The organism is Pseudomonas sp. Pseusp21, from assembly GCF_059492145.1.
In genome coordinates this window covers 4,041,774-4,061,394 of sequence record NZ_CP168520.1, presented here as the reverse complement: position 1 = coordinate 4,061,394, position 19,621 = coordinate 4,041,774, and the positions used below count along the sequence as shown (strand labels likewise).

Genomic DNA, 19,621 nt, shown 5'->3' with positions numbered 1-19,621 from the left:
TTTTTGCCGCGTCGGGCGGGCATACTAGGCCGTCCCTTACCCTGGTGCCGCCCGCCTCTATGCTTCGCGTCCTGATCGCCCTCGCTCTGACATGCCTGCTCCAACCGGCCTTCGCGGATGAGCGCGCGCAAACCCAACAGCAACTGGACGCCACGCGCCAGGACATTGCCGAGCTGAAAAAACTGCTGGGCAAGCTCCAGGAGGAAAAATCCGGGGTACAAAAGGAGCTCAAGGGCACCGAAACCGAGATGGGCAAGCTCGAGAAGCAGGTCGAAGCCCTGCAGAAAGAGCTCAAGAAGAGCGAGTCCGAGCTGCAGCGGCTCGATGCGGAGAAAAAAAAACTCCAGAGCGCGCGCACTGAACAGCAGCGACTGATCGCCATCCAGGCCCGCGCCGCCTACCAGAACGGTCGCCAGGAATACCTCAAACTGCTGCTCAACCAGCAGAATCCCGAGAAATTCGCCCGCACCCTCACCTATTACGACTACCTGAGCCAGGCTCGCCTGGAACAGCTGAAGAGCTTCAACGAAACCTTGCGCCAACTGGCCAATGTCGAAAAGGACATCGGCGTGCAGCAGGCGCAGTTGCTGGCGCAGCAAAGCGATCTCGACACTCGGCGCGAAGCGCTCGACAAGGTCCGCAAGGAGCGCCAGCAGGCCCTTGCCAAGCTCAATGACGACGTGAAAGCCCGAGACCAGAAACTGGCCGCCCGCGAGCAGGATCAGGCAGACCTGTCTAAAGTCCTTAAAACCATTGAAGAAACCCTGGCCCGCCAGGCTCGTGAGGCAGAAGAAGCGCGACAGAAAGCGCTCATCGCCCAGCAGGAAGCCGAAAAAAAGCGCTTGCGTGAGGCCGAGGCGGAAAACTCCGACGCCCCACGCAAACCGGTCAGATCGACACCCGGCGCCCTGGTATCCAGCGGCGGCGAGACCTTCGGTGGCCCTTTTGCATCAAGTCGGGGAAAACTTCCATGGCCGGTTGATGGTCGACTGCTGGCACGCTTCGGCGAAACCCGTGGCGACGATGCCCGCACCAAGTGGGACGGCGTGATGATCAGCGCCTCCGCCGGCAGCCAGGTGCATGCCGTACACGGCGGGCGCGTGGTGTTTGCCGACTGGCTGCGCGGTGCCGGGCTGCTGGTGATTCTCGACCACGGCAACGGTTTTCTGAGTCTTTACGGTCACAACCAGACGCTACTGAAGTCGGCAGGTGACGTGGTAAAAGCCGGTGAGTCCATCTCCACTGTGGGTAACAGTGGCGGCCAGGACACACCAGCGCTGTATTTCGCAATTCGTCAGCAGGGTCACCCGAGTGATCCGGCGCAATGGTGCCGTGCGCAAGGATAAGCACGCCATCTAATTCAGGAGTTCGTTCGACATGCTGCATTTGTCCCGCCTTACCTCGCTGGCCCTGACGATCGCCCTGGTGATCGGCGCGCCTCTGGCGTTTGCCGCTCAACCGGCTCCGGCCGTCGCTCCGGCAGGTACTGCCGCGACTTCCAAGGCGCCGTTGCCGCTGGAAGAGCTGCGCACCTTTGCCGAGGTCATGGACCGGATCAAGGCCGCCTATGTCGAACCGGTGGACGACAAGACCCTGCTGGAAAACGCGATCAAGGGCATGCTCAGCAACCTTGATCCGCACTCCGCCTACCTGGGCCCTGAAGACTTCGCCGAGTTGCAGGAAAGCACCAGCGGTGAGTTCGGTGGTCTGGGCATCGAGGTCGGCGCCGAAGACGGCTTCATCAAGGTCGTGTCGCCAATCGACGACACTCCGGCGTCGAAGGCCGGCATCCAGGCCGGCGACTTCATCGTCAAGATCAACGGCGCACCGACCCGCGGCCAGACCATGACCGAAGCCGTGGACAAGATGCGCGGCAAGATCGGCCAGAAGATCACCCTGACCCTGGTGCGCGACGGCGGCACGCCGTTCGACGTGACCCTGGCCCGCGCGGTGATTCAGGTGAAGAGCGTCAAGGCACAGCTGCTCGAATCCGGCTATGGCCTGATCCGCATCACCCAATTCCAGGTCAAGACCGGCGAAGAGGTTTCCAAGGCCCTGGCCAAGCTGCGCAAGGACAACGGCAAGAAGCTCAACGGCATCATCCTCGACCTGCGCAACAACCCGGGTGGTGTGCTGCAGGCAGCGGTGGAAGTGGTCGATCACTTCATCACCAAAGGCCTGATCGTCTACACCAAGGGCCGAATCGCCAATTCCGAACTGCGCTTCTCCGCCACCGGCAAGGACGAAAGCGAAGCGGTGCCGATGGTCGTGCTGATCAACGGTGGCAGCGCTTCGGCCTCGGAAATCGTCGCCGGCGCCCTGCAGGACCAGAAACGCGCCGTGGTCATGGGCACCACCAGTTTCGGCAAGGGCTCGGTGCAGACCGTGCTGCCGCTGAACAACGACCGCGCGCTGAAGATCACCACGGCGCTGTACTTCACACCGAACGGCCGTTCGATCCAGGCCCAGGGCATCGTCCCGGACATCGAAGTGCGCCGCGCCAAGATCACCAACGAGGCGGACAGCGACTACTTCAAGGAAGCCGATCTGCAAGGTCACCTGGGCAACGGCAACGGCGGCGCGGACAAACCGACCGGCTCCGGCGGCAAGGCCAAGGCGATGCCGCAGGATGACGATTACCAGTTGGCCCAGGCCCTGAGCCTGCTCAAAGGCCTGAGCATCACGTCCGGCCGTTGAGGATGTCTTTGCGTTTCCTCTTCGTCCTGCTGTGCTGTCTGGCGGGTGCTGCTCACGCAGAACCTGCCAGACCCACACCTCAAAAAGCCTACCTGACACTGATCATCGACGACCTGGGGCAGAACCTGCCCCGGGATCGCCGGGTGCTGGCCCTGCCCGGGCCTGTCACCACCGCGATCATGCCCGACACCCCGCACGCCACCGAATTCGCCCGCGAAGCCCATCGCGCCGGCAAGGTCGTGATCCTGCACATGCCGATGGACCCGGCCACCGGCCCGTTCGCCTGGCATCCCGAGCTGCCCATCGAAGAACTCGAAAAACGCCTGAATGCCGCGTTCAAAATGGTCCCCTACACCGCCGGCATCAACAACCACATGGGCAGTCGCATGACCGCACAGCCGGTGGCCATGGCGTGGTTGATGGGCGAGTTGCAGCGCCGCCACAAGTTCTTCGTCGACAGCCGCACCAGCGCCCGGACCGTGGCTGCGCAGCAGGCGCAGAAGATCGATCTGGCGAGTGTTTCGCGGGATGTGTTTCTCGATGACGAGCGCACAGAAGCGGCGATCCTGACTCAATTGCAGACAGCGATCAGTCTGGCGCACAAACAGGGTTCGGCGGTGATGATCGGGCACCCTTATCCACAGACGCTGGCAGTGCTGGAGCGGGAACTGCCGAAGTTGAAAGCCCAGGGCATCGAGTGGATCGACATCAAGCAGATGATCAGTGTGCGCAGCAATCGCGCCACGGCCGCGCATGGCAAAGACGGGATTTATCGGTAACAAACCGACACACGCCCATAAATAGTTACCGCCTGGCGCCTGCCCTCTTTCCGGATAGTCAGACCTGCCACAGGTCGCAACTCTTTCGAGTTGCCATTCAATTATCAGGATTGACTATGACTACCAACGACAATGCTTCATTGCGAGACAGGCCAATGGAGCCGATCAGGCTCGACAACCTGCTGATCAACTTCACCAGCGAATTCAACCGTATCTGGAACAGCAACGGCACACGGGCCAGGCCCGCCACCTTCTGGCGCCCTGCGCCGGCTCCCGATCTTCTGCCGGGATACTTTCCGCTGGGAGACATCCTCATCCCCAACAACACCTCCATCAACGGCGAAATTGTCGCCGCAGTGGTCTGCGAGGCAACGTTACAAGACCACGGTAACACCAGGGGCAAAGCACTCAGCCGACCCACCGACTTCGAACTTGTCTGGAAAGAATCCGGATCGGGAGCCGCCACGCGCACTTCGATCTGGCGTCCGATTGCGCCGCAAGGCTATGTCGCACTGGGTATGACCTGCTCCAGCGATCACGGCAAACCCTCACTCAACGCCATCCGTTGCGTCAGGGCCGATCTGGTCGTTGCTGCCGACCTCGGCGATCTGCTCTGGGATGACAAAGGCAGTGGTGCAAAGCTGAACTTCAGCGCCTGGAGCATTGATCCCCCGACCGCCGCGGCGGGCGAAATCTGCTTTGCGCCCGGTACCTTTATTGGCGCCCCGAGCCACAACAAACCGACAACCGGCCCTTTCGCGTATGCACTACGGATACCGATTCCGGTTCAAGTCAGCGCACCTGCAGAAGCTCCGGTACTGACTGCACACATCAATCCCGAAAGCGCAGTGGCGAAGGTCACGCAGACTGCCCGCCTGCCGTGGTTTGCAGTCAGCGATCACGCTCAACCCAATGATGGATTTCTCCACTCGCGTTACTACGATCTGAAAAGAACCGACCAATATGTGCTGGTCGGGTACGGCCGAAATACCACGGAGCAGGCTCAGTCGATCAAATGGAAAGCGCCAAGGGCGCAAAATGCAGCGGCCATGCGGCTATTCAATCGCCATACCGCCGTGGAATTCACCAAGGCCTGGCCGGCTGCGATGCCCAGTGATATCCGGGCAACAAAGTTCTCGGCGTGCCTGCCGCGGGATTTCACTCACACCGAAACGTCCTCCAGCGAGTGGAGCGAATCAGGCTCTCGGGTCGTCATCGCCATGGCGGCAAAACTCAAATCGGTCGCGGTGTATCAGATGGAAAGCCACTACGAGCTGGTACGGGAGGATGGCACTGAAGTCACCGTCCCGCTTGGTTACACCGATGACACCCGTCTTGTCATGAGTGAATACCCACCAGAAGCCGTCGAGACAGTAACCCCGATGCCTGTCATGGCGGCAAACCCGTCGACGGAAACCATCACGAGCGGCGCCGACGTTGTTGCGCAATCGTCGCCGGGCTCGTCGACCGCTACAGATAGCGCCCCATGATTTCGTCGACCACGCCTTCCTTGCGCATCTGATCGAGCGCGGTTTGAAGCTTGGCAACGGCTTCGTCCGGTACGTCCTTGTTCAGTGCCAGATACAACTCGGCGCTGTTGAAGCGCAGTACGGTTTTCAGCCCGGTCACGCCATCCTGCCGCGCCAGATAGCGCCCGGCCGGGTCGCCGGTGGCCCACAGGTCGATCTGGCCGCTGACCAGTTTTCTGGCGTTGTCCTGATCACGCAGCACCACTGCCGGCTTCAACCCCTGCTTGGTCAGGGTCTCGGCAATCGCATCGCCCTTGTAGGCGCCGATCTTGTATTTGCGCGCGTCGTTGAGGGTTTCGAGGGTGATCTTGCTGTCGGCCTTGGCCAGCATGACCCAGTCGTCCGGGCCTATCGGGCCGACCCACTTGAAGAGTTTTTCGCGATCCGGAAGCCGCGCCATGACGAACGCACCGTAGCCGGGGTTTTCCAGCGCCAGCTTGTAGACCCGCTCCCAGGGGAAGCGCAGGGTCAGGCTGTAACTGATGCCGGCACGCTTGAACATCTCGCGCACGATATCCGTGGCGATACCGTTGATGTTTTCGTCCTGGGCGAAATTCTTGCCGTTCTTCGCCATGTTGTACGGCGGGAAGTTTTCGGTGAGGAGCACCAGATCGGTGTCGGGACTTTCTTCGGCGTGGCCGGTGTTGATCAACAACACGGAGGCACTGGCGAGGGCGAGAAGCAGGCGTTTGATCATGTCGGGCTACCGAAATCCATGGCGTGCCCAAGAGTGCCTTGGGTACGCCATGCTGTCTACTGGCGTTATGACTTCATACCGATAAGATCTTCCATACCTGGAAAACCAGGCCTTGGGTAGTACATAACTAACACCGCCCCGCTCTTGATCCCTGGTTTATTGGCGTTACCAGCACCACCGTGGTGTTTTAACCGATAACTCAAGAGCGTTAACGATGTATTCAATCAAATTACTGTTGTTCGCCACATTAGGATTGTTCTGTGCCACCTGCATGGCGACCAATCACGACTACGGCGAAGGCGTTAAACGCCTGTTACCTGCAATCACCCTGGATAACCGCGATGGTTCACGCGATCACTGGCAGGGTATCGGTCGCCTGACGACCGGCTCCACTTGCACCGCTACCTTGCTTGATACACTGGAAAAAACTGGCGTCCAGCGCCCTCCGGCTTATGTTCTGACTGCTGGCCATTGCATCAACTTGTCCAACGGCCAAATCATGCAAAACCAACCCCTACAAGGAACCATGACGTTCAACTACTTTGACGATGTCGAAAAACATAAAACCTACAACCTGAAAAATGTGAAATGGCGCAGCATGCAAGGTGTCGACATCGCCATCGTCCAACTTGACGTCAGCCTGAAAACACTTATGGAAGATGGTATAAAACCTCTAAAACTGGCCACAGGCACACCAGCCCTGAATTCGGAGGTTCTGGTTGTGGGAGCGCCACAGTATCGAACGCTCGAAATGACAGCTTGTACGCTTAAATCCGCTCCGGACATCATTGAAGGAGATTGGGTGTGGCGTAATAACTTCAAGACTCGCTGCAAGAGTATTAAAGGAGGCGTCTCAGGGGCACCGCTGCTTGATCGCTACACCAATGAAGTCATTGGTGTCGTAGGTACAGGTAATGAGTATCCGCCTATATCCCCTTGCGACCTGGATGAACCCTGTATACCAACGAAAAAAGGTTACTCTGCAATCGAAGGTAATCTTTACGGAAGTTTTGTACCCCACCTGAGAAGCTGCTTCCGATCTGGCTTTCTATTTGAAAATTACTGCGAACTCTATCCGACATTCAATGTAGAAACAGACAAGCGAACCTCCGCCAAATACAAGAAAATCAAGATGTCGAAAAGCGGCGCTGCCATAGCACCGACTTGGGATTACCGGTTCTCTATCGACACAGCGTTCTATCGTCACAAGACAGTCCGCGTGGCAAAAAAATGCGAAAGCCCCTTGCACTACTCCGCCGCGATCAGTTCCGAAAACTCCATCATCAATACCAAGATAGGTTCCAGAACCGGGCGTTATTTCCTTTGCATCATTGGCACAAACTCTTCCAGGCCAGAGTTACCGCCAGGACTCTTACGAAATGCCTTGTCGCTGCCTATCGTTCTGATTGAGGACGAAATCGTTCCGCTTCCTGATCTCAACCTGAAAAAAAGACCCACTTATATTTTGGTGACTTCGGAAGGGGCAAGCAAAATGTACTCCTACAAAGTCGGTCCATCCGACAGCATTGACTGTCAAGCCCCCGATGGATTCAGCCCAAAGTCGGAGTATATGGAAGTCTATCTTCACAAAAAGGATTTGCCTGCCACTCTATGCAGTGTTGCGTATGACCGATCAGATGACAGGTCAGAGGTAAGGGTTGACCAGTTCGACACGCTTTAACTCTCCAGACCTGCATCCCCTTTGAAGCGACTACTCCAAAGGGGATGCTTGCTAGCGCATCACGATGCCGCGATGGGCCATGTAGGCCTTGGCTTCCTGCACGGTGTATTCGCCGAAGTGGAAAATACTCGCCGCCAATACTGCGCTGGCGTGGCCTTCAAGGATGCCGTCCGCCAGATGCTGCAGGTTGCCGACGCCGCCGGAAGCGATCACCGGAATGCCCAGCGCATCACTGATGGCGCGGGTCACGCCGAGGTCGAAGCCGTTTTTCATGCCGTCCTGATCCATGCTGGTCAGGAGGATTTCACCGGCACCCAGGCCTTCCATTTTCTTCGCCCACTCGACCGCGTCGAGGCCGGTCGGCTTGCGACCGCCGTGGGTGAAGATCTCCCAGCGCGGGGTTTCGCCAGGTCCCGAGACCTTCTTGGCGTCGATGGCGACGACGATGCATTGCGAGCCGAAATGCTGCGCCGCTTCGCCGACGAATTCCGGGTTGAACACGGCAGCGGTGTTGATCGACACCTTGTCCGCACCGGCGTTGAGCAGGTTGCGGATGTCCTGCACGGTACGTACGCCACCGCCGACGGTCAGCGGGATGAACACCTGGCTGGCCATGCGCTCGACGGTGTGCAGCGTGGTGTCACGGCCATCGACACTGGCGGTGATGTCGAGAAAGGTAATCTCGTCGGCACCCTGCTCGTCGTAGCGACGGGCGATTTCCACCGGGTCGCCAGCGTCACGGATGTTCTCGAACTTCACACCTTTGACGACCCGGCCGTTGTCCACGTCCAGGCAAGGGATGATGCGTTTGGCCAGCGCCATGGTCAGTCCTCAGCCTTGGTACGAATCGCAGAAAGCTTGCGCTTCGGCGACATCGAGAGTGCCTTCGTAGATCGCCCGGCCGGTGATGGCGCCGATGATGCCCGGTGCCTTGGCATCGAGCAGCGACTTGATGTCACCGAGGTTGTGAATGCCGCCGGAAGCGATCACCGGGATCCTGGTGGCAGCCGCCAGCGCAGCGGTGAACGGCACGTTGCAGCCCTGCATCATGCCGTCTTTGGCGATGTCGGTATAAACGATCGAGGACACGCCGTCGGCTTCGAACTGTTTGGCCAGGTCGATGACCTGCACGGTGCTGATTTCAGCCCAGCCATCGGTGGCGACAAAACCGTCTTTGGCATCCAGACCAACGATGATCTTGCCCGGGAACGCACGGCAGGCTTCAGCGACGAACGCCGGATCCTTCACCGCTTTGGTGCCGATGATCACGTAGCTGACGCCAGCCTTGACGTAGTGCTCAATGGTTTCCAGCGAACGGATGCCGCCGCCGATCTGGATCGGCAGGGTCGGGTAGCGCTTGGTGATCGCGGTCACCACTTCGCCGTTGACCGGCTGGCCTTCGAAAGCGCCGTTCAGATCGACCAGATGCAGACGACGGCAGCCGCCCTCCACCCACTTGGCAGCCATGCTCACCGGGTCATCGGAAAACACTGTGGAATCTTCCATGCGGCCCTGGCGCAGACGTACGCAGGCACCGTCTTTGAGATCGATAGCGGGAATAATCAGCATGCTTTTTCCTTCGTCAAAAGAGCTGCAAGCTGCAAGCCATAAGCTGCAAGCGCGCACGCGTGTGTACTTCTTGCAGCTTGCAGCTTGAAGCTTGCCGCTGCCCTAATTCTTCTCGAGCGCCCACAGGTCGCTTTCGATGCTTTCAAACCGCTCCTTGAGGTGGGTCTGCACATCGAAAATCGCCCTGTTGTAATAGTGCGGAGCAATTTCGCGGGTAAACAGCTCAAGAATTTCCGCCGCCTCGAACGAACCCAGGTCCAGTTCGAAACGATCCTCCATGAACCGCTGAATCTTGCGGTTGGCCTCGTTCTCCTGCTCGGGAGTAAGGGTCAGGATCGGCGGTTTGGATTTCTTGACGGCCATTTACCAGCGACCGTCCCACGCCGCGAAGTTCTGCAGCAATTGCAGGCCATGGGTATGGCTCTTCTCCGGGTGGAACTGCACGGCGAAACGCGAACCTTCGGCCAGTGCCGCGGCGAAATCGACGCCGTAATGACCGCTGCCGACCACCTGCCGCGGGTTGCCGGCGGCGATGTAGTAGCTGTGCACGAAGTAGAAACGCGCCAGGTCCGGAATGTTGTGCCACAGCGGGTGATCCACCGCCTGCTTCACTTCGTTCCAGCCCATGTGCGGGACTTTCAGGTGCTCGCCGTCTTCATGCAGGTCCTTGCCGAAGAACTTCACCGCGCCCGGGAACAGGCCGATGCAGTCGACGCCGTCGTTTTCTTCGCTGGAGTCGAGCAAGGCTTGCATGCCGACGCAGATGCCGAGGAACGGACGATCCTGGCTGACTTCACGCACCAGCGAGTCGAAACCGAGGCGACGGATCTCCGCCATGCAATCGCGAATCGCACCGACACCGGGGAACACCACGCGGTCGGCTTCGCGGATCACTGCCGCATCGCTGGTGATCAGCACCTTGCCGGCACCGACGTGCTCAAGGGCCTTGGCCACCGAGTGCAGGTTGCCCATGCCGTAGTCGATAACTGCAACCGTCTGCATTACAGGACGCCCTTGGTCGAAGGCATCTGGCCGGCCATGCGCTCGTCCAACTCGACGGCCATGCGCAGTGCGCGGCCGAAAGCCTTGAACACGGTTTCGATCTGGTGGTGGGTGTTGGTGCCGCGCAGGTTGTCGATGTGCAGGCTGACCAGCGCGTGGTTGACGAAGCCCTGGAAGAATTCCTGGAACAGGTCGACGTCGAAGCCGCCAACGGTGGCGCGGGTGTACGGCACGTGCATCTGCAGGCCCGGACGGCCGGAGAAGTCGATCACCACGCGCGACAGCGCTTCATCGAGCGGCACGTAGGCGTGGCCGTAGCGACGGATGCCTTTCTTGTCGCCAATGGCTTGCGCGAAGGCCTGGCCGAGGGTGATACCGACGTCTTCCACCGTATGGTGGTCGTCGATATGCAGATCGCCCTTGCATTGGATATCCAGGTCGATCAGCCCGTGACGGGCGATCTGATCCAGCATGTGCTCAAGAAAAGGAACACCGATATCGAATCGGGCCTTTCCGGTGCCATCAAGGTTGATCGAGGCTTTGATCTGGGTTTCCAGAGTGTCGCGCTCGACAGACGCCTTACGTTCGGCCATCACCAGCTCCGCAAAATCATTGGGCGAAAAAGGCAGCCATTATAGGGGCGCGGGGCCGAAACAGAAACACGATAGGTGGAATGACTGACGGATAGAACCCCGCGCTGTCGGGGATAGACATGTCCATACAAGCGTTGAATGGCACTGATCGCTCCCACGCTCTGCGTGGGAGTGCAGCCCCGGACGCTCTGCGTCCACTTCGAATGTGACGCAGAGCGTCACAGGGAGACATTCCCACGCAGAGCGTGGGAACGATCAGGTGTAAACGAACTTAGTGGAACAGAACCGCCGTCTTCTGCAGGGTCACCCACACACCCCACGCCAACGGAATCCCCACCACCAGCCACGCAGCGATCGCCAACGGCTTGCTGCCCGGCGCGGCTTTCCACTCCAGCACGGTGCTGCCGTCAGCACCCTTGTCGTGGCCCAGCGCCTGTTCGGCCGCCAGTTCAGCGTCGGTCATGAAGTACTTGTCGGCCACCGGGCGTACCAGCAGGTTGCACAGGAAACCCAGCACCAGCAGGCCGGCGAGGATGTACAGGGTGATGTCGTAAGCGGCGGCGCGTTCAACGCCGATGCTCAGCTGATACTCACGCAGGTAGTTCACCAGCACCGGACCCAGCACGCCAGCGGCAGCCCAGGCCGTCAGCAGACGACCGTGGATCGCGCCCACCATCTGCGTACCGAACAGGTCGGCCAGATACGCCGGAACGGTGGCGAAACCACCGCCGTACATCGACAGGATGATGCAGAACGCCGCCACGAAAAGCGCAACGTTGCCCAGGTGACCGAGGTTCGGGATCAGCGCGTACAGCGCAAAACCCAGTGCGAAGAACACGAAGTAAGTGTTCTTGCGGCCCAGGTAGTCCGAGAACGAGGCCCAGAAGAAACGGCCGCCGATGTTGAACAGGCTCAGCAGACCGGTGAAACCGGCCGCAATTGCAGCGATGGAAGCCAGTTGACCGGCGTCCAGCTGACCGAACGGCAGATCATTACCCAGCAGCTTGCCGCCGAACACTTCCTGCAACAGTGGCGAAGCCATGCCGAGGATGCCGATACCGGCGGACACGTTCAGGCACAGCACCAGCCACACCAGACGGAATTGCGGGGTTTTCCACGCCACGTTCACGTGAACGTGACGGTGGGTGATCATCGCGTTCGACGCTTTCTTCGCCGGCGCGGTCCAGCCTTCAGGCTTCCAGCCGGTTGGCGGTACGCGGTACGCCAGCGCGCCACCGATCATGAACACGAAGTAGATCGCCGCCATGGCCACGAAGCTCTGCCACACGCCGACACCGGTTGGCGAAGCGAAATGACTCATCAGAGCGGTCGCCAGTGGCGCACCGACCATCGCGCCACCGCCGAAGCCCATGATCGCCATGCCGGTCGCCATGCCGCGCTTGTCCGGGAACCACTTGATCAGGGTCGACACTGGCGAGATGTAGCCCAGGCCCAGACCGATACCGCCGATCACGCCGGAGCCGATCCACATCAGCCAGATCTGGTGGGTATAAATACCCAGCGCAGAAATCAGCAGGCCGCCGCACCAGCACAATGCCGATACAACACCGGCCTTGCGAGGACCTGCATGTTCGAGCCAGCCGCCCCAGATCGCTGCCGAGCAGCCGAGGAAGATGAAGAACAGGGTGTAGATCCAGCCGAGCATGGAGATCGGCCAGTCGCATTGCGACGAGAAGACTTGTGCGATGAAGCTCATGTCCGGTGCGCAAGCCACCGGAGCGGTGACGCCCAGCGCCTTGGACAGCGGCAACCAGAACACCGAGAAGCCGTAGGCCATGCCGATGCACAGGTGAATGGCCAGAGCGGCCGGCGGGACCAGCCAACGGTTGAAACCGGGCTTGGCGATGATGCGTTCCTTGGACAGGAACCCGGGCTGATCGGCTTTGAAGCCGTCCGCCGTAATGGTCGTGCTCATTGTGTATCCCCCAATTATTAGTATGGTTCGCCAGCCACTGCCCACCCCGGCCTTTATGCACGCAGGCATGACCGTTTTTTGCGGGTGAAGCTCCTTGAAAGCGCGACGTTAAGTCGCAGATGGGCGGACGAACGGGCGAAGGTTACCATTTGCACGTGACAGAAAAACCAAACTGATATCACCTTTTTTGAGTCACCTGATCTCCTGATGCCGGGGAACCCCGATGCCGATCGTTGTCGAAGCGCTGTACATCAAGGTTCTGCGGGCTGCACGGGACACCGCAACAGCGCGGGTTGATGCAGCGCTATACTCCCCGGCTAAATTACGAATTCGACTACTTACAAGGACTCGCCCATGAAAGCGTTCGGCAAAATCCTGGGTCTGGTACTTCTCGGGCTGTTGCTGATCATTGTGGCGGCGGGCTTCGCCCTGACCCACCTGTTTGATCCCAACGACTACAAGGACGAGATCCGCCAGATAGCCCGCGACAAGGCCCACATCGAGCTGACGCTCAATGGCGACATTGGCTGGAGCCTGTTCCCGTGGCTGGGCCTGGAACTGCACGAGGCCAGCGTCGCGACCCTGGCCAAGCCTGCAGAACCGTTCGCCGACCTGCAGATGCTCGGCCTGTCCGTACGCGTGCTGCCGCTGCTGCGCCGCGAGGTGCAAATGAGCGACGTGCGCGTCGAAGGCCTGAACCTGCGTCTGAGCCGTGACAAGAATGGCCATGGCAACTGGGAAGACATCGGCAAGGTGCCGCCCAAGGCCGGCAGCACACCAGCGCCGACCACCACGGCCGAAACCGCCCCCGAGGCCCCTGCGCAACCGGAAAAACCGGCCCAGCCGATCCGCCTCGACATCGACAGCCTGACCGTCAACAACGCCCGCGTGGAATACAACGACGAGCTGACCGGCAAGCAATTCAGCGCCGAAAGCATCCAGTTGAGCACCGGCGCGGTTCACGATTCGACCAACATCCCGGTCAAGGCCACCGCGTTCCTCGGCACCAACCAGCCAGTGCTGCGGGTGCGCACCGAGCTCAACGGCGAGCTGCGCTTCGAGCGCGCCCTGCAACGCTACAAGTTCGAAGACCTGAAGCTGTCCGGCGAAGTTGCCGGCGATCCGCTGCAAGGCAAGACCGTGACCTTCGCCGCGCAAGGGCAATTGCTGCTGGACAAGGCCGCCAACGTCGCCGAATGGACCGGCATCAAGCTTTCGGTCAATCAGCTGCGTGCCTTGGGCGAACTGAAGGCCAACGACCTGGACAAGACGCCACAGATCACCGGCGGGATTTCCATCGCCCAGTTCGACCTGGCGAAATTCGTCGACAGCATCGGCCAGACCCTGCCAGCCATGGCCGAAGGCAGCCTGAGCAAGGTTGAACTGGTCAGCCGTGTCGCCGCGACGCCGACCAGCCTGGCGCTGGACAACATCAACCTGAAACTTGACGACAGCAGCTTCAGCGGCCGTATCGCCGTCGAAGATTTCGCCAAGCAATCGCTGCGGGCGGTCCTCAAGGCCGACACCTTTAACGTCGACCGTTACCTGCCGCCGAAATCGGAAAAAGCCAACAACGCTACCCAGGTCCGCCAGGCCGAAGTCGCCAGCACCGAGGCCGATGCCATGGCCGGGGCCGGCAGCACTCCGCTGCCGGAAAAACCGAGCAAAAGCGCCTGGAGCACCGAGCGCCTGTTCCCTGTCGAGCGCCTGAGCAAGCTCGACGTCAACGCTGACCTGACCTTCGGCCAGTTGACCCTCGACAAATTGCCGATCCAGAACGCCGCACTGAAAGCCACCGGCCAGGGCGGCCTGCTGACCCTGGAGAACCTGCGCGGCGAGCTGTACAACGGCGACTTCGAAGCCAAGGGCACGCTGGATGTGCGCCAGACAGCACCGGTGCTGAACCTGCAAACCCGGATCAACCGCGTGCCGGTGGAGAAGATCCTCGAAAGCCAGGGCAAGAATCCGCCGGTCAAGGGGCTGGTCAATCTCACCAGCACCGTCACCGGCAGCGGCAACAGCCAGCAGGCGCTGATCGAAACCCTCAACGGCAACGCCAGTTTCGTGATCAACAACGGCGTGCTGCTCAACGCCAACCTTGAGCAGCAACTGTGCAAGGGCATCGCCACCCTCAACCGCAAATCCCTGAGCGGCGAGCCGCGCGGCAAGGACACACCGTTCCAGGAGCTCAAGGGCAACCTGACCTTCCGCAATGGCGTGGCCAGCAACCCGGACCTGAAAGTGCGCATCCCCGGCATGAGCGTCAACGGTGACGGCGATATCGACCTCAAGGTGCTGGGCATGGACTATCGCGTCGGCATCGTCGTCGAAGGCGATACCAGTGCCATGCCGGACCCGGCCTGTCAGGTCGGCGACAAATTCGTCGGCATCGAATGGCCGCTGCGTTGCCGTGGCCCGCTGGAGCTGGGCGCCAAGGCCTGCCGCGTGGACAACGAACGCATGGGCCAGGTCGCGAGCAAACTGGCCGGCGACAAGATCAGCGAAAAAATCGACGAAAAACTGGGTGACAAAGTCAGCCCGGAACTGAAAAACGCATTGAAGGGGCTGTTCAAGCGATGAGAGCGGAGCAGTTTTCCACGGCGGTGCTGGAATGGTTCGACCGCCACGGCCGCCATGATTTGCCCTGGCAACAGAACATCAACCCGTACCGGGTGTGGGTGTCCGAGATCATGTTGCAGCAGACCCAGGTCAGCACCGTGCTCAATTACTTCGACCGCTTCATGGCCGCCCTGCCGACGGTCGAAGCCCTCGCCGAGGCGCCGGAAGACGAAGTGCTGCACCTGTGGACCGGGCTGGGTTACTACACCCGCGCGCGCAATCTGCAGAAGACCGCGAAGATCGTCGTCAGCCATTACGGCGGCGAGTTTCCCCGGGATGTCGAGAAGCTCACCGAGCTGCCGGGCATCGGCCTGTCCACTGCTGGCGCGATCGCCAGCATCAGCATGGGCCTGCGCGCGCCGATCCTCGACGGTAACGTCAAACGGGTGCTGGCGCGTTTTACCGCGCAGGAGGGTTACCCCGGCGAGCCGAAGGTCGCCAAGCAACTGTGGGCCAACGCCGAGCGCTTCACGCCGCAGGATCGGGTCAACGCCTACACCCAGGCGATGATGGACCTGGGCGCCACGCTCTGCACCCGCAGCAAACCGAGCTGCCTGCTGTGTCCGCTGAAAAACGGCTGCGAAGCGCACATGCTCGGCCTGGAGACGCGCTACCCGATTCCCAAGCCGCGCAAGGCCATCCCGCAGAAACGCACGTTGATGCCGCTGCTGGCCAACGAGGACGGCGCGATTCTGCTTTATCGGCGCCCGTCCAGCGGATTGTGGGGCGGTTTGTGGAGTCTGCCGGAACTCGACGACCTCGACGATCTGCAACATCTCGCCGCGCAGCACTCGCTGGAACTGGGCGAGCAGCAGGCGCTGCCGAGCCTTGTCCACACCTTCAGCCACTTCCAGCTGTCCATAGAACCCTGGCTGGTTCAGGTGCAGGAGGCCGGCGGTCACGTGGCCGAGGCCGACTGGCTCTGGTATAACCTCGCCACCCCGCCGCGCCTGGGCCTCGCCGCCCCGGTCAAGACCTTGCTCGAACGCGCGGCCGCCGTCTTGAATGCAGGAGAGTCGACATGACCCGCACCGTAATGTGCCGCAAGTACAAAGAACAACTCGAAGGTCTGGAACGCCCGCCGTACCCGGGTGCCAAGGGCCAGGACATTTTCGAACACGTCTCGGCCAAGGCCTGGGCTGACTGGCAGAAACACCAGACCCTGCTGATCAACGAAAAACGCCTGAACATGATGAACGCCGAAGACCGCAAATTTCTTCAGGGCGAAATGGACAAGTACTTCTCCGGCGAGGAATACGCTCAAGCGGAAGGCTACGTTCCGCCTGCAGAGTAAACCCCGCGAAATCGTGGGTCGGATCGTAAGCGACGGAATTAATTTAAGAAATTTTAAAAAAGTCGTTGACGTAAATCCGAAAAACCCTTTTAATGCGCCCCGTTGCCCAGATAGCTCAGTCGGTAGAGCAGGGGATTGAAAATCCCCGTGTCGGCGGTTCGATTCCGTCTCTGGGCACCAAATACCGAAAACCCTGAATCGCAAGATTCAGGGTTTTTTTGTGCCTGCGATTTGATCACGGCCCGATTTCGCCCTTCTTGCAGGCCGGAATTGGCGATACGTTGCTCAACCCTTACGGAAGAGGGTCATCACCGCGATGAACCAGAAAAGAACCCGCGTCCCCCTGCCCCATCCTGCGCCACCCGTAAAACGCACCGACTGGCTGATGATCGCTCTCGGCATCGTACTGACCCTCTGCGTAGGCCTGATCACTTATGAAACGGTGAACGGCCTGATTCAGGGACGCATCAGCAACATGGCGCGGGGGAAACACTTCGCCGTGTATTCACAGGCCGAACAGTCCCTCGACTTCTGGTTCACTGTTGCCACGCACTGCCTCTTCGCACTCTTCCTGTCGGGCGCTGCCTGGCTTCTGATCTGGATGGGACGCACCGCGACGGTCACGCCACCCGGGCGTGACCGTCGGCGACGTTAGCTGTTGTCGTTCCAGTGGAACACCAGATTGCGCGCAGCACCGCCGCCTACTTGTGCCACATCCCGACGCGTTTCACCCTTGCGGGTGGCGACGACCGTGTACTTGCCTGGCGGTAACTGAACGTACACCAATGGCCCGGTTTGATTGAGCGTCAGCACGGTTTGACCGGGGGCTTTCTGGATCGCCACGTCGACATCGGCGGTGTATTCGTTTTGCGTACCGACAGCGAACGTCATGTGCAGGTTGTAGCCCGCGGATTGCTGAATGGCTTTCGACTCATCTTCACCAATCCCGCCGGCCAGATAACGAACACCGTTTTGCTCTTGCTGCTGAACCTGCACAGCGGAATTGTTGATCGGCTCCAGACTTTCAGCCTGCGCCATGAGCGGAAACAGTAATATCGCCGCAGCGGCGACGGGCAGCACGAATGAAAGAACGCGTTTCATGAGGACGACTCCCGGGTTCTCGCGGAACCCAATCGTTACCTCTTTTTAGATTTTGTCTTGCGGAGTGGGTTTTAGAACGATTGGGAGTTGCCTTGAATGCGAAAAAGACTACACAAGTCTTTCCCAGCCAATTCATGACGCACTGCGTCACGAATTGGCGACCGCCTAATCGAACCGTCAATCCGGTACGCACTGCATACCAAATCATTGCGCTGCATCCCGCATGAAGTTCATTCTCGACCCGTCCCCGAAAGTCTGGATCGCCATGAACCTACAAAGCGCGACGCTGCCACTCGGTCAGCTGTCAGCAGAAAGCGAGCCCTTCCAAGAGCCCGCCGCCGACGGCTATCTGCTCGGCGGTTTCACCTGGCGTCACGTCTCACCGGATCCACAACGCCCGGTTGTGATCATCAACGCCGCCACATCCGTGCGTTGCCGCCACTACTCGCGCTTCGCGGCGTATCTGTTCGCCAATGGGTTCGACGTGATCATTTACGACTACCGCGGCATTGGTGAATCGCGGCCAAAGTCGATGAGGCATTTGCAGGCTTCGTGGACGGATTGGGGCGCGCTGGATTTCGAAGCGATGCTCACACGCGCACAGAGGGAGTTTCCCGGTCAGCCGGTCGATGTGGTCGGGCACAGCTTCGGCGGCTGCGCAGCAGGCCTGGGGGCGTCCGGGAAGATAATCCGACGACTGGTGACCGTCGGCGCGCAGTTCGCTTACTGGCGCGATTACGCGCCCGAGCATCGCTGGCGGATGTTCGGCAAATGGCATCTGCTGATGCCGCTGGTCACGCTGTTCTGTGGATATTTTCCGGGCAAGCGACTTGGCTGGCTGGAAGACACGCCCGCCGGCGTGGTGCGCGACTGGAGCACACCTGCCGCACGTTATGAGCGGCGTCCGAGCGGTAGAACGATCCGCAACCTGCCCTTCGCCAACGTCCAGGCCAAAGCCCTGGCAATCAGCATCAGCGACGATCCCTACGGCACGATTCCCGCCATCGAACGCCTGCTGGCTTACTTCCACAATGCACAAAAGACCCACCTGCGAATCGAGCCGCAGGACATCGGTGAACAGCAAGTCGGACATTTCGCCTTTTTTCGCAGCGCATACCAAGCCACACTATGGCCCATCGCTCTGACCTGGCTGCAGACCGGCGAACTGGCCTGCGACACACCGGGGCGCGAAATCCCACGCAGCCAAGCCCTTTAACGCACCACGGAACACACACCATGGCTTCCGCCAACAAACAGCAAAAACGCGCCGCCCGGGCCAAGACCAAGGCCAAGCAGAACCGCACTAAACGTGCCGAGGCGCCGGTCGAGCTGGACCCGAACGACGACCGCATCGATTTCGAATCGGTGGACCTGACCGAACTGTTCAAGAAAATGATCGACGCCGAGAAGATCAGTCAGCAGGCCCTGTGCACCGCGTTCCTCGAGGACCCGCTGCTGGAGCTGGTGTACGAGCAGGAAGGCGAAGAAGGCGCGATGGACTTCATCCTCGCCGCGCTGATCGAGTACCGCCAGTGGTCCACCGAGACCGACGAGGCCGGCGCTCTGGCGTGGATCGAGTCCCCGGATTTCCAGAAAGACTATGTGGCCGCGTCCGACGCAATCGCCGCACAAACCCAACAGAAAAACTGAGTTCCCATGGCATCCCTGAACAAACAGCAAAAACGCGCCAAACGAGCCAAGGCCAAAGCCAAGCAGATCCGCATGGTCGGTCGCAAACCCCTGGCGCAGGACGATGACCTCGGCCACCTGGCCGAGCCGATCCCGGAATACACCTTGGCGATGTTCAGCAAGATGCGCGACGCCGAAGCCGTCAGCCGCAATGAAATGCTCCTGACGCTGCTGCGTGAGCTGGCGTTCATCATCGTCGATCATCCTGAACTGCTGGACATGGAAAACGCCGAGAACGAAGGCATGGCCGCCACTCACCTGGCCGCCGACATGCTGATCGACTACCGCATGTGGGCCGATGGCATGGATCGCGAGACCGCCCAGGCGTGGCTGAGCGAACCGCAGTTCATCAGCGATTTCGGGATTGCGCTGGACACCTACGGCCAGTCGGTGGAAGCGCAGGAAGAGAAGAGCGAATAAACCGCTCGCAGTAAC

General features: G+C 60.1%; 20 protein-coding genes and 1 tRNA gene. 13 read left to right on the top strand and 8 right to left on the bottom strand.

The features are described 5' to 3' along the window. Positions 1–59 precede the first annotated feature (59 nt). The 4 genes from ACEN93_RS18560 to ACEN93_RS18545 all read left to right on the top strand — a co-directional run bounded on the left by ACEN93_RS18560 (position 60) and on the right by ACEN93_RS18545 (position 4,966). Positions 60–1,346: a murein hydrolase activator EnvC family protein gene (locus tag ACEN93_RS18560; RefSeq protein ID WP_039764683.1), complete on the top strand. Its 1,287-nt coding sequence runs from the start codon at positions 60–62 to the stop codon at positions 1,344–1,346. 31 nt (positions 1,347–1,377) lie between these two features. Next, entirely contained in the window at positions 1,378–2,697 is a 1,320-nt protein-coding gene (locus ACEN93_RS18555; protein ID WP_011332024.1) for a S41 family peptidase, read from the top strand. 2 nt (positions 2,698–2,699) lie between these two features. Beyond that, complete coding sequence (locus ACEN93_RS18550) at positions 2,700–3,476, top strand: divergent polysaccharide deacetylase family protein (protein ID WP_039764681.1); 777 nt, start codon at positions 2,700–2,702, stop codon at positions 3,474–3,476. Between the two features lie 116 nt (positions 3,477–3,592). After that, a complete protein-coding gene (locus ACEN93_RS18545) occupies positions 3,593–4,966 on the top strand; it encodes a Vps62-related protein (RefSeq protein ID WP_495610354.1) in 1,374 nt (457 codons plus the stop codon). Here ACEN93_RS18545 and ACEN93_RS18540 read toward each other — a convergent pair. After that, positions 4,947–5,702 (bottom strand): substrate-binding periplasmic protein, encoded by a 756-nt coding sequence (locus tag ACEN93_RS18540; protein WP_163973865.1) that lies wholly within the window; start codon positions 5,700–5,702, stop codon positions 4,947–4,949. The genes ACEN93_RS18545 and ACEN93_RS18540 overlap by 20 nt on opposite strands. A 214-nt stretch (positions 5,703–5,916) precedes the next feature. Between ACEN93_RS18540 and ACEN93_RS18535 the strand changes: the two genes are divergently transcribed. After that, positions 5,917–7,383, top strand: a complete 1,467-nt coding sequence (locus ACEN93_RS18535) for a trypsin-like serine peptidase (RefSeq protein WP_052266508.1) — start codon at positions 5,917–5,919, stop codon at positions 7,381–7,383. A gap of 51 nt (positions 7,384–7,434) precedes the next feature. Here the strand turns inward: ACEN93_RS18535 and hisF are convergent, their stop codons facing one another. The 6 genes from hisF to ACEN93_RS18505 form a co-directional block, all read right to left on the bottom strand. Continuing rightward, entirely contained in the window at positions 7,435–8,205 is a 771-nt protein-coding gene (hisF, locus tag ACEN93_RS18530) for an imidazole glycerol phosphate synthase subunit HisF (protein WP_007897430.1), read from the bottom strand. A gap of 9 nt (positions 8,206–8,214) precedes the next feature. Next, positions 8,215–8,952, bottom strand: coding sequence for a 1-(5-phosphoribosyl)-5-[(5-phosphoribosylamino)methylideneamino]imidazole-4-carboxamide isomerase (gene hisA, locus ACEN93_RS18525; protein WP_495610353.1), 738 nt, complete (start codon positions 8,950–8,952; stop codon positions 8,215–8,217). Positions 8,953–9,054: 102 nt separating this feature from the next. Continuing rightward, on the bottom strand, positions 9,055–9,315 hold the full coding sequence (locus tag ACEN93_RS18520; protein WP_025110933.1) for a DUF2164 domain-containing protein: 261 nt from the start codon (positions 9,313–9,315) through the stop codon (positions 9,055–9,057). Next, positions 9,316–9,954 (bottom strand): imidazole glycerol phosphate synthase subunit HisH, encoded by a 639-nt coding sequence (gene hisH, locus ACEN93_RS18515; protein ID WP_007952546.1) that lies wholly within the window; start codon positions 9,952–9,954, stop codon positions 9,316–9,318. Further along, positions 9,954–10,547 carry an imidazoleglycerol-phosphate dehydratase HisB gene (hisB, locus tag ACEN93_RS18510; protein ID WP_039764670.1) on the bottom strand — a complete coding sequence of 198 codons (594 nt, stop codon included), beginning with the start codon at positions 10,545–10,547 and terminating at the stop codon, positions 9,954–9,956. Before hisB ends, hisH begins: the two co-directional genes overlap by 1 nt. 271 nt (positions 10,548–10,818) lie before the next feature. Next, complete coding sequence (locus ACEN93_RS18505) at positions 10,819–12,483, bottom strand: OFA family MFS transporter (protein WP_039764668.1); 1,665 nt, start codon at positions 12,481–12,483, stop codon at positions 10,819–10,821. Positions 12,484–12,837: 354 nt separating this feature from the next. On the opposite strand from ACEN93_RS18505, the gene ACEN93_RS18500 reads away from it, so the two are divergent. The 5 genes from ACEN93_RS18500 to ACEN93_RS18480 all read left to right on the top strand — a co-directional run bounded on the left by ACEN93_RS18500 (position 12,838) and on the right by ACEN93_RS18480 (position 17,051). Continuing rightward, positions 12,838–15,063 carry an AsmA family protein gene (locus tag ACEN93_RS18500; RefSeq protein WP_074689505.1) on the top strand — a complete coding sequence of 742 codons (2,226 nt, stop codon included), beginning with the start codon at positions 12,838–12,840 and terminating at the stop codon, positions 15,061–15,063. After that, positions 15,060–16,127 carry an A/G-specific adenine glycosylase gene (gene mutY, locus ACEN93_RS18495; protein WP_495610352.1) on the top strand — a complete coding sequence of 356 codons (1,068 nt, stop codon included), beginning with the start codon at positions 15,060–15,062 and terminating at the stop codon, positions 16,125–16,127. The genes ACEN93_RS18500 and mutY overlap by 4 nt, the downstream gene beginning before the upstream one ends. Beyond that, a complete protein-coding gene (locus ACEN93_RS18490; protein ID WP_007952551.1) occupies positions 16,124–16,396 on the top strand; it encodes an oxidative damage protection protein in 273 nt (90 codons plus the stop codon). Before mutY ends, ACEN93_RS18490 begins: the two co-directional genes overlap by 4 nt. Before the next feature lie 104 nt (positions 16,397–16,500). Continuing rightward, positions 16,501–16,576: transfer RNA gene (locus ACEN93_RS18485), tRNA-Phe, on the top strand. 136 nt (positions 16,577–16,712) lie between these two features. After that, entirely contained in the window at positions 16,713–17,051 is a 339-nt protein-coding gene (locus ACEN93_RS18480; RefSeq protein WP_039764663.1) for a hypothetical protein, read from the top strand. Here the strand turns inward: ACEN93_RS18480 and ACEN93_RS18475 are convergent. Next, positions 17,048–17,497, bottom strand: coding sequence for a hypothetical protein (locus ACEN93_RS18475; RefSeq protein ID WP_039764662.1), 450 nt, complete (start codon positions 17,495–17,497; stop codon positions 17,048–17,050). The genes ACEN93_RS18480 and ACEN93_RS18475 overlap by 4 nt on opposite strands. Before the next feature lie 265 nt (positions 17,498–17,762). On the opposite strand from ACEN93_RS18475, the gene ACEN93_RS18470 reads away from it, so the two are divergent. From ACEN93_RS18470 to ACEN93_RS18460, 3 genes are read left to right on the top strand one after another with little or no spacing between them, the layout of a single operon-like run. After that, a complete protein-coding gene (locus tag ACEN93_RS18470; protein WP_039764750.1) occupies positions 17,763–18,713 on the top strand; it encodes an alpha/beta hydrolase family protein in 951 nt (316 codons plus the stop codon). Between the two features lie 20 nt (positions 18,714–18,733). After that, complete coding sequence (locus tag ACEN93_RS18465; RefSeq protein ID WP_007952560.1) at positions 18,734–19,147, top strand: hypothetical protein; 414 nt, start codon at positions 18,734–18,736, stop codon at positions 19,145–19,147. A 6-nt stretch (positions 19,148–19,153) separates the two neighbouring features. Then, complete coding sequence (locus tag ACEN93_RS18460; RefSeq protein WP_039764661.1) at positions 19,154–19,606, top strand: hypothetical protein; 453 nt, start codon at positions 19,154–19,156, stop codon at positions 19,604–19,606. The last annotated feature ends 15 nt before the right edge of the window (positions 19,607–19,621 follow it).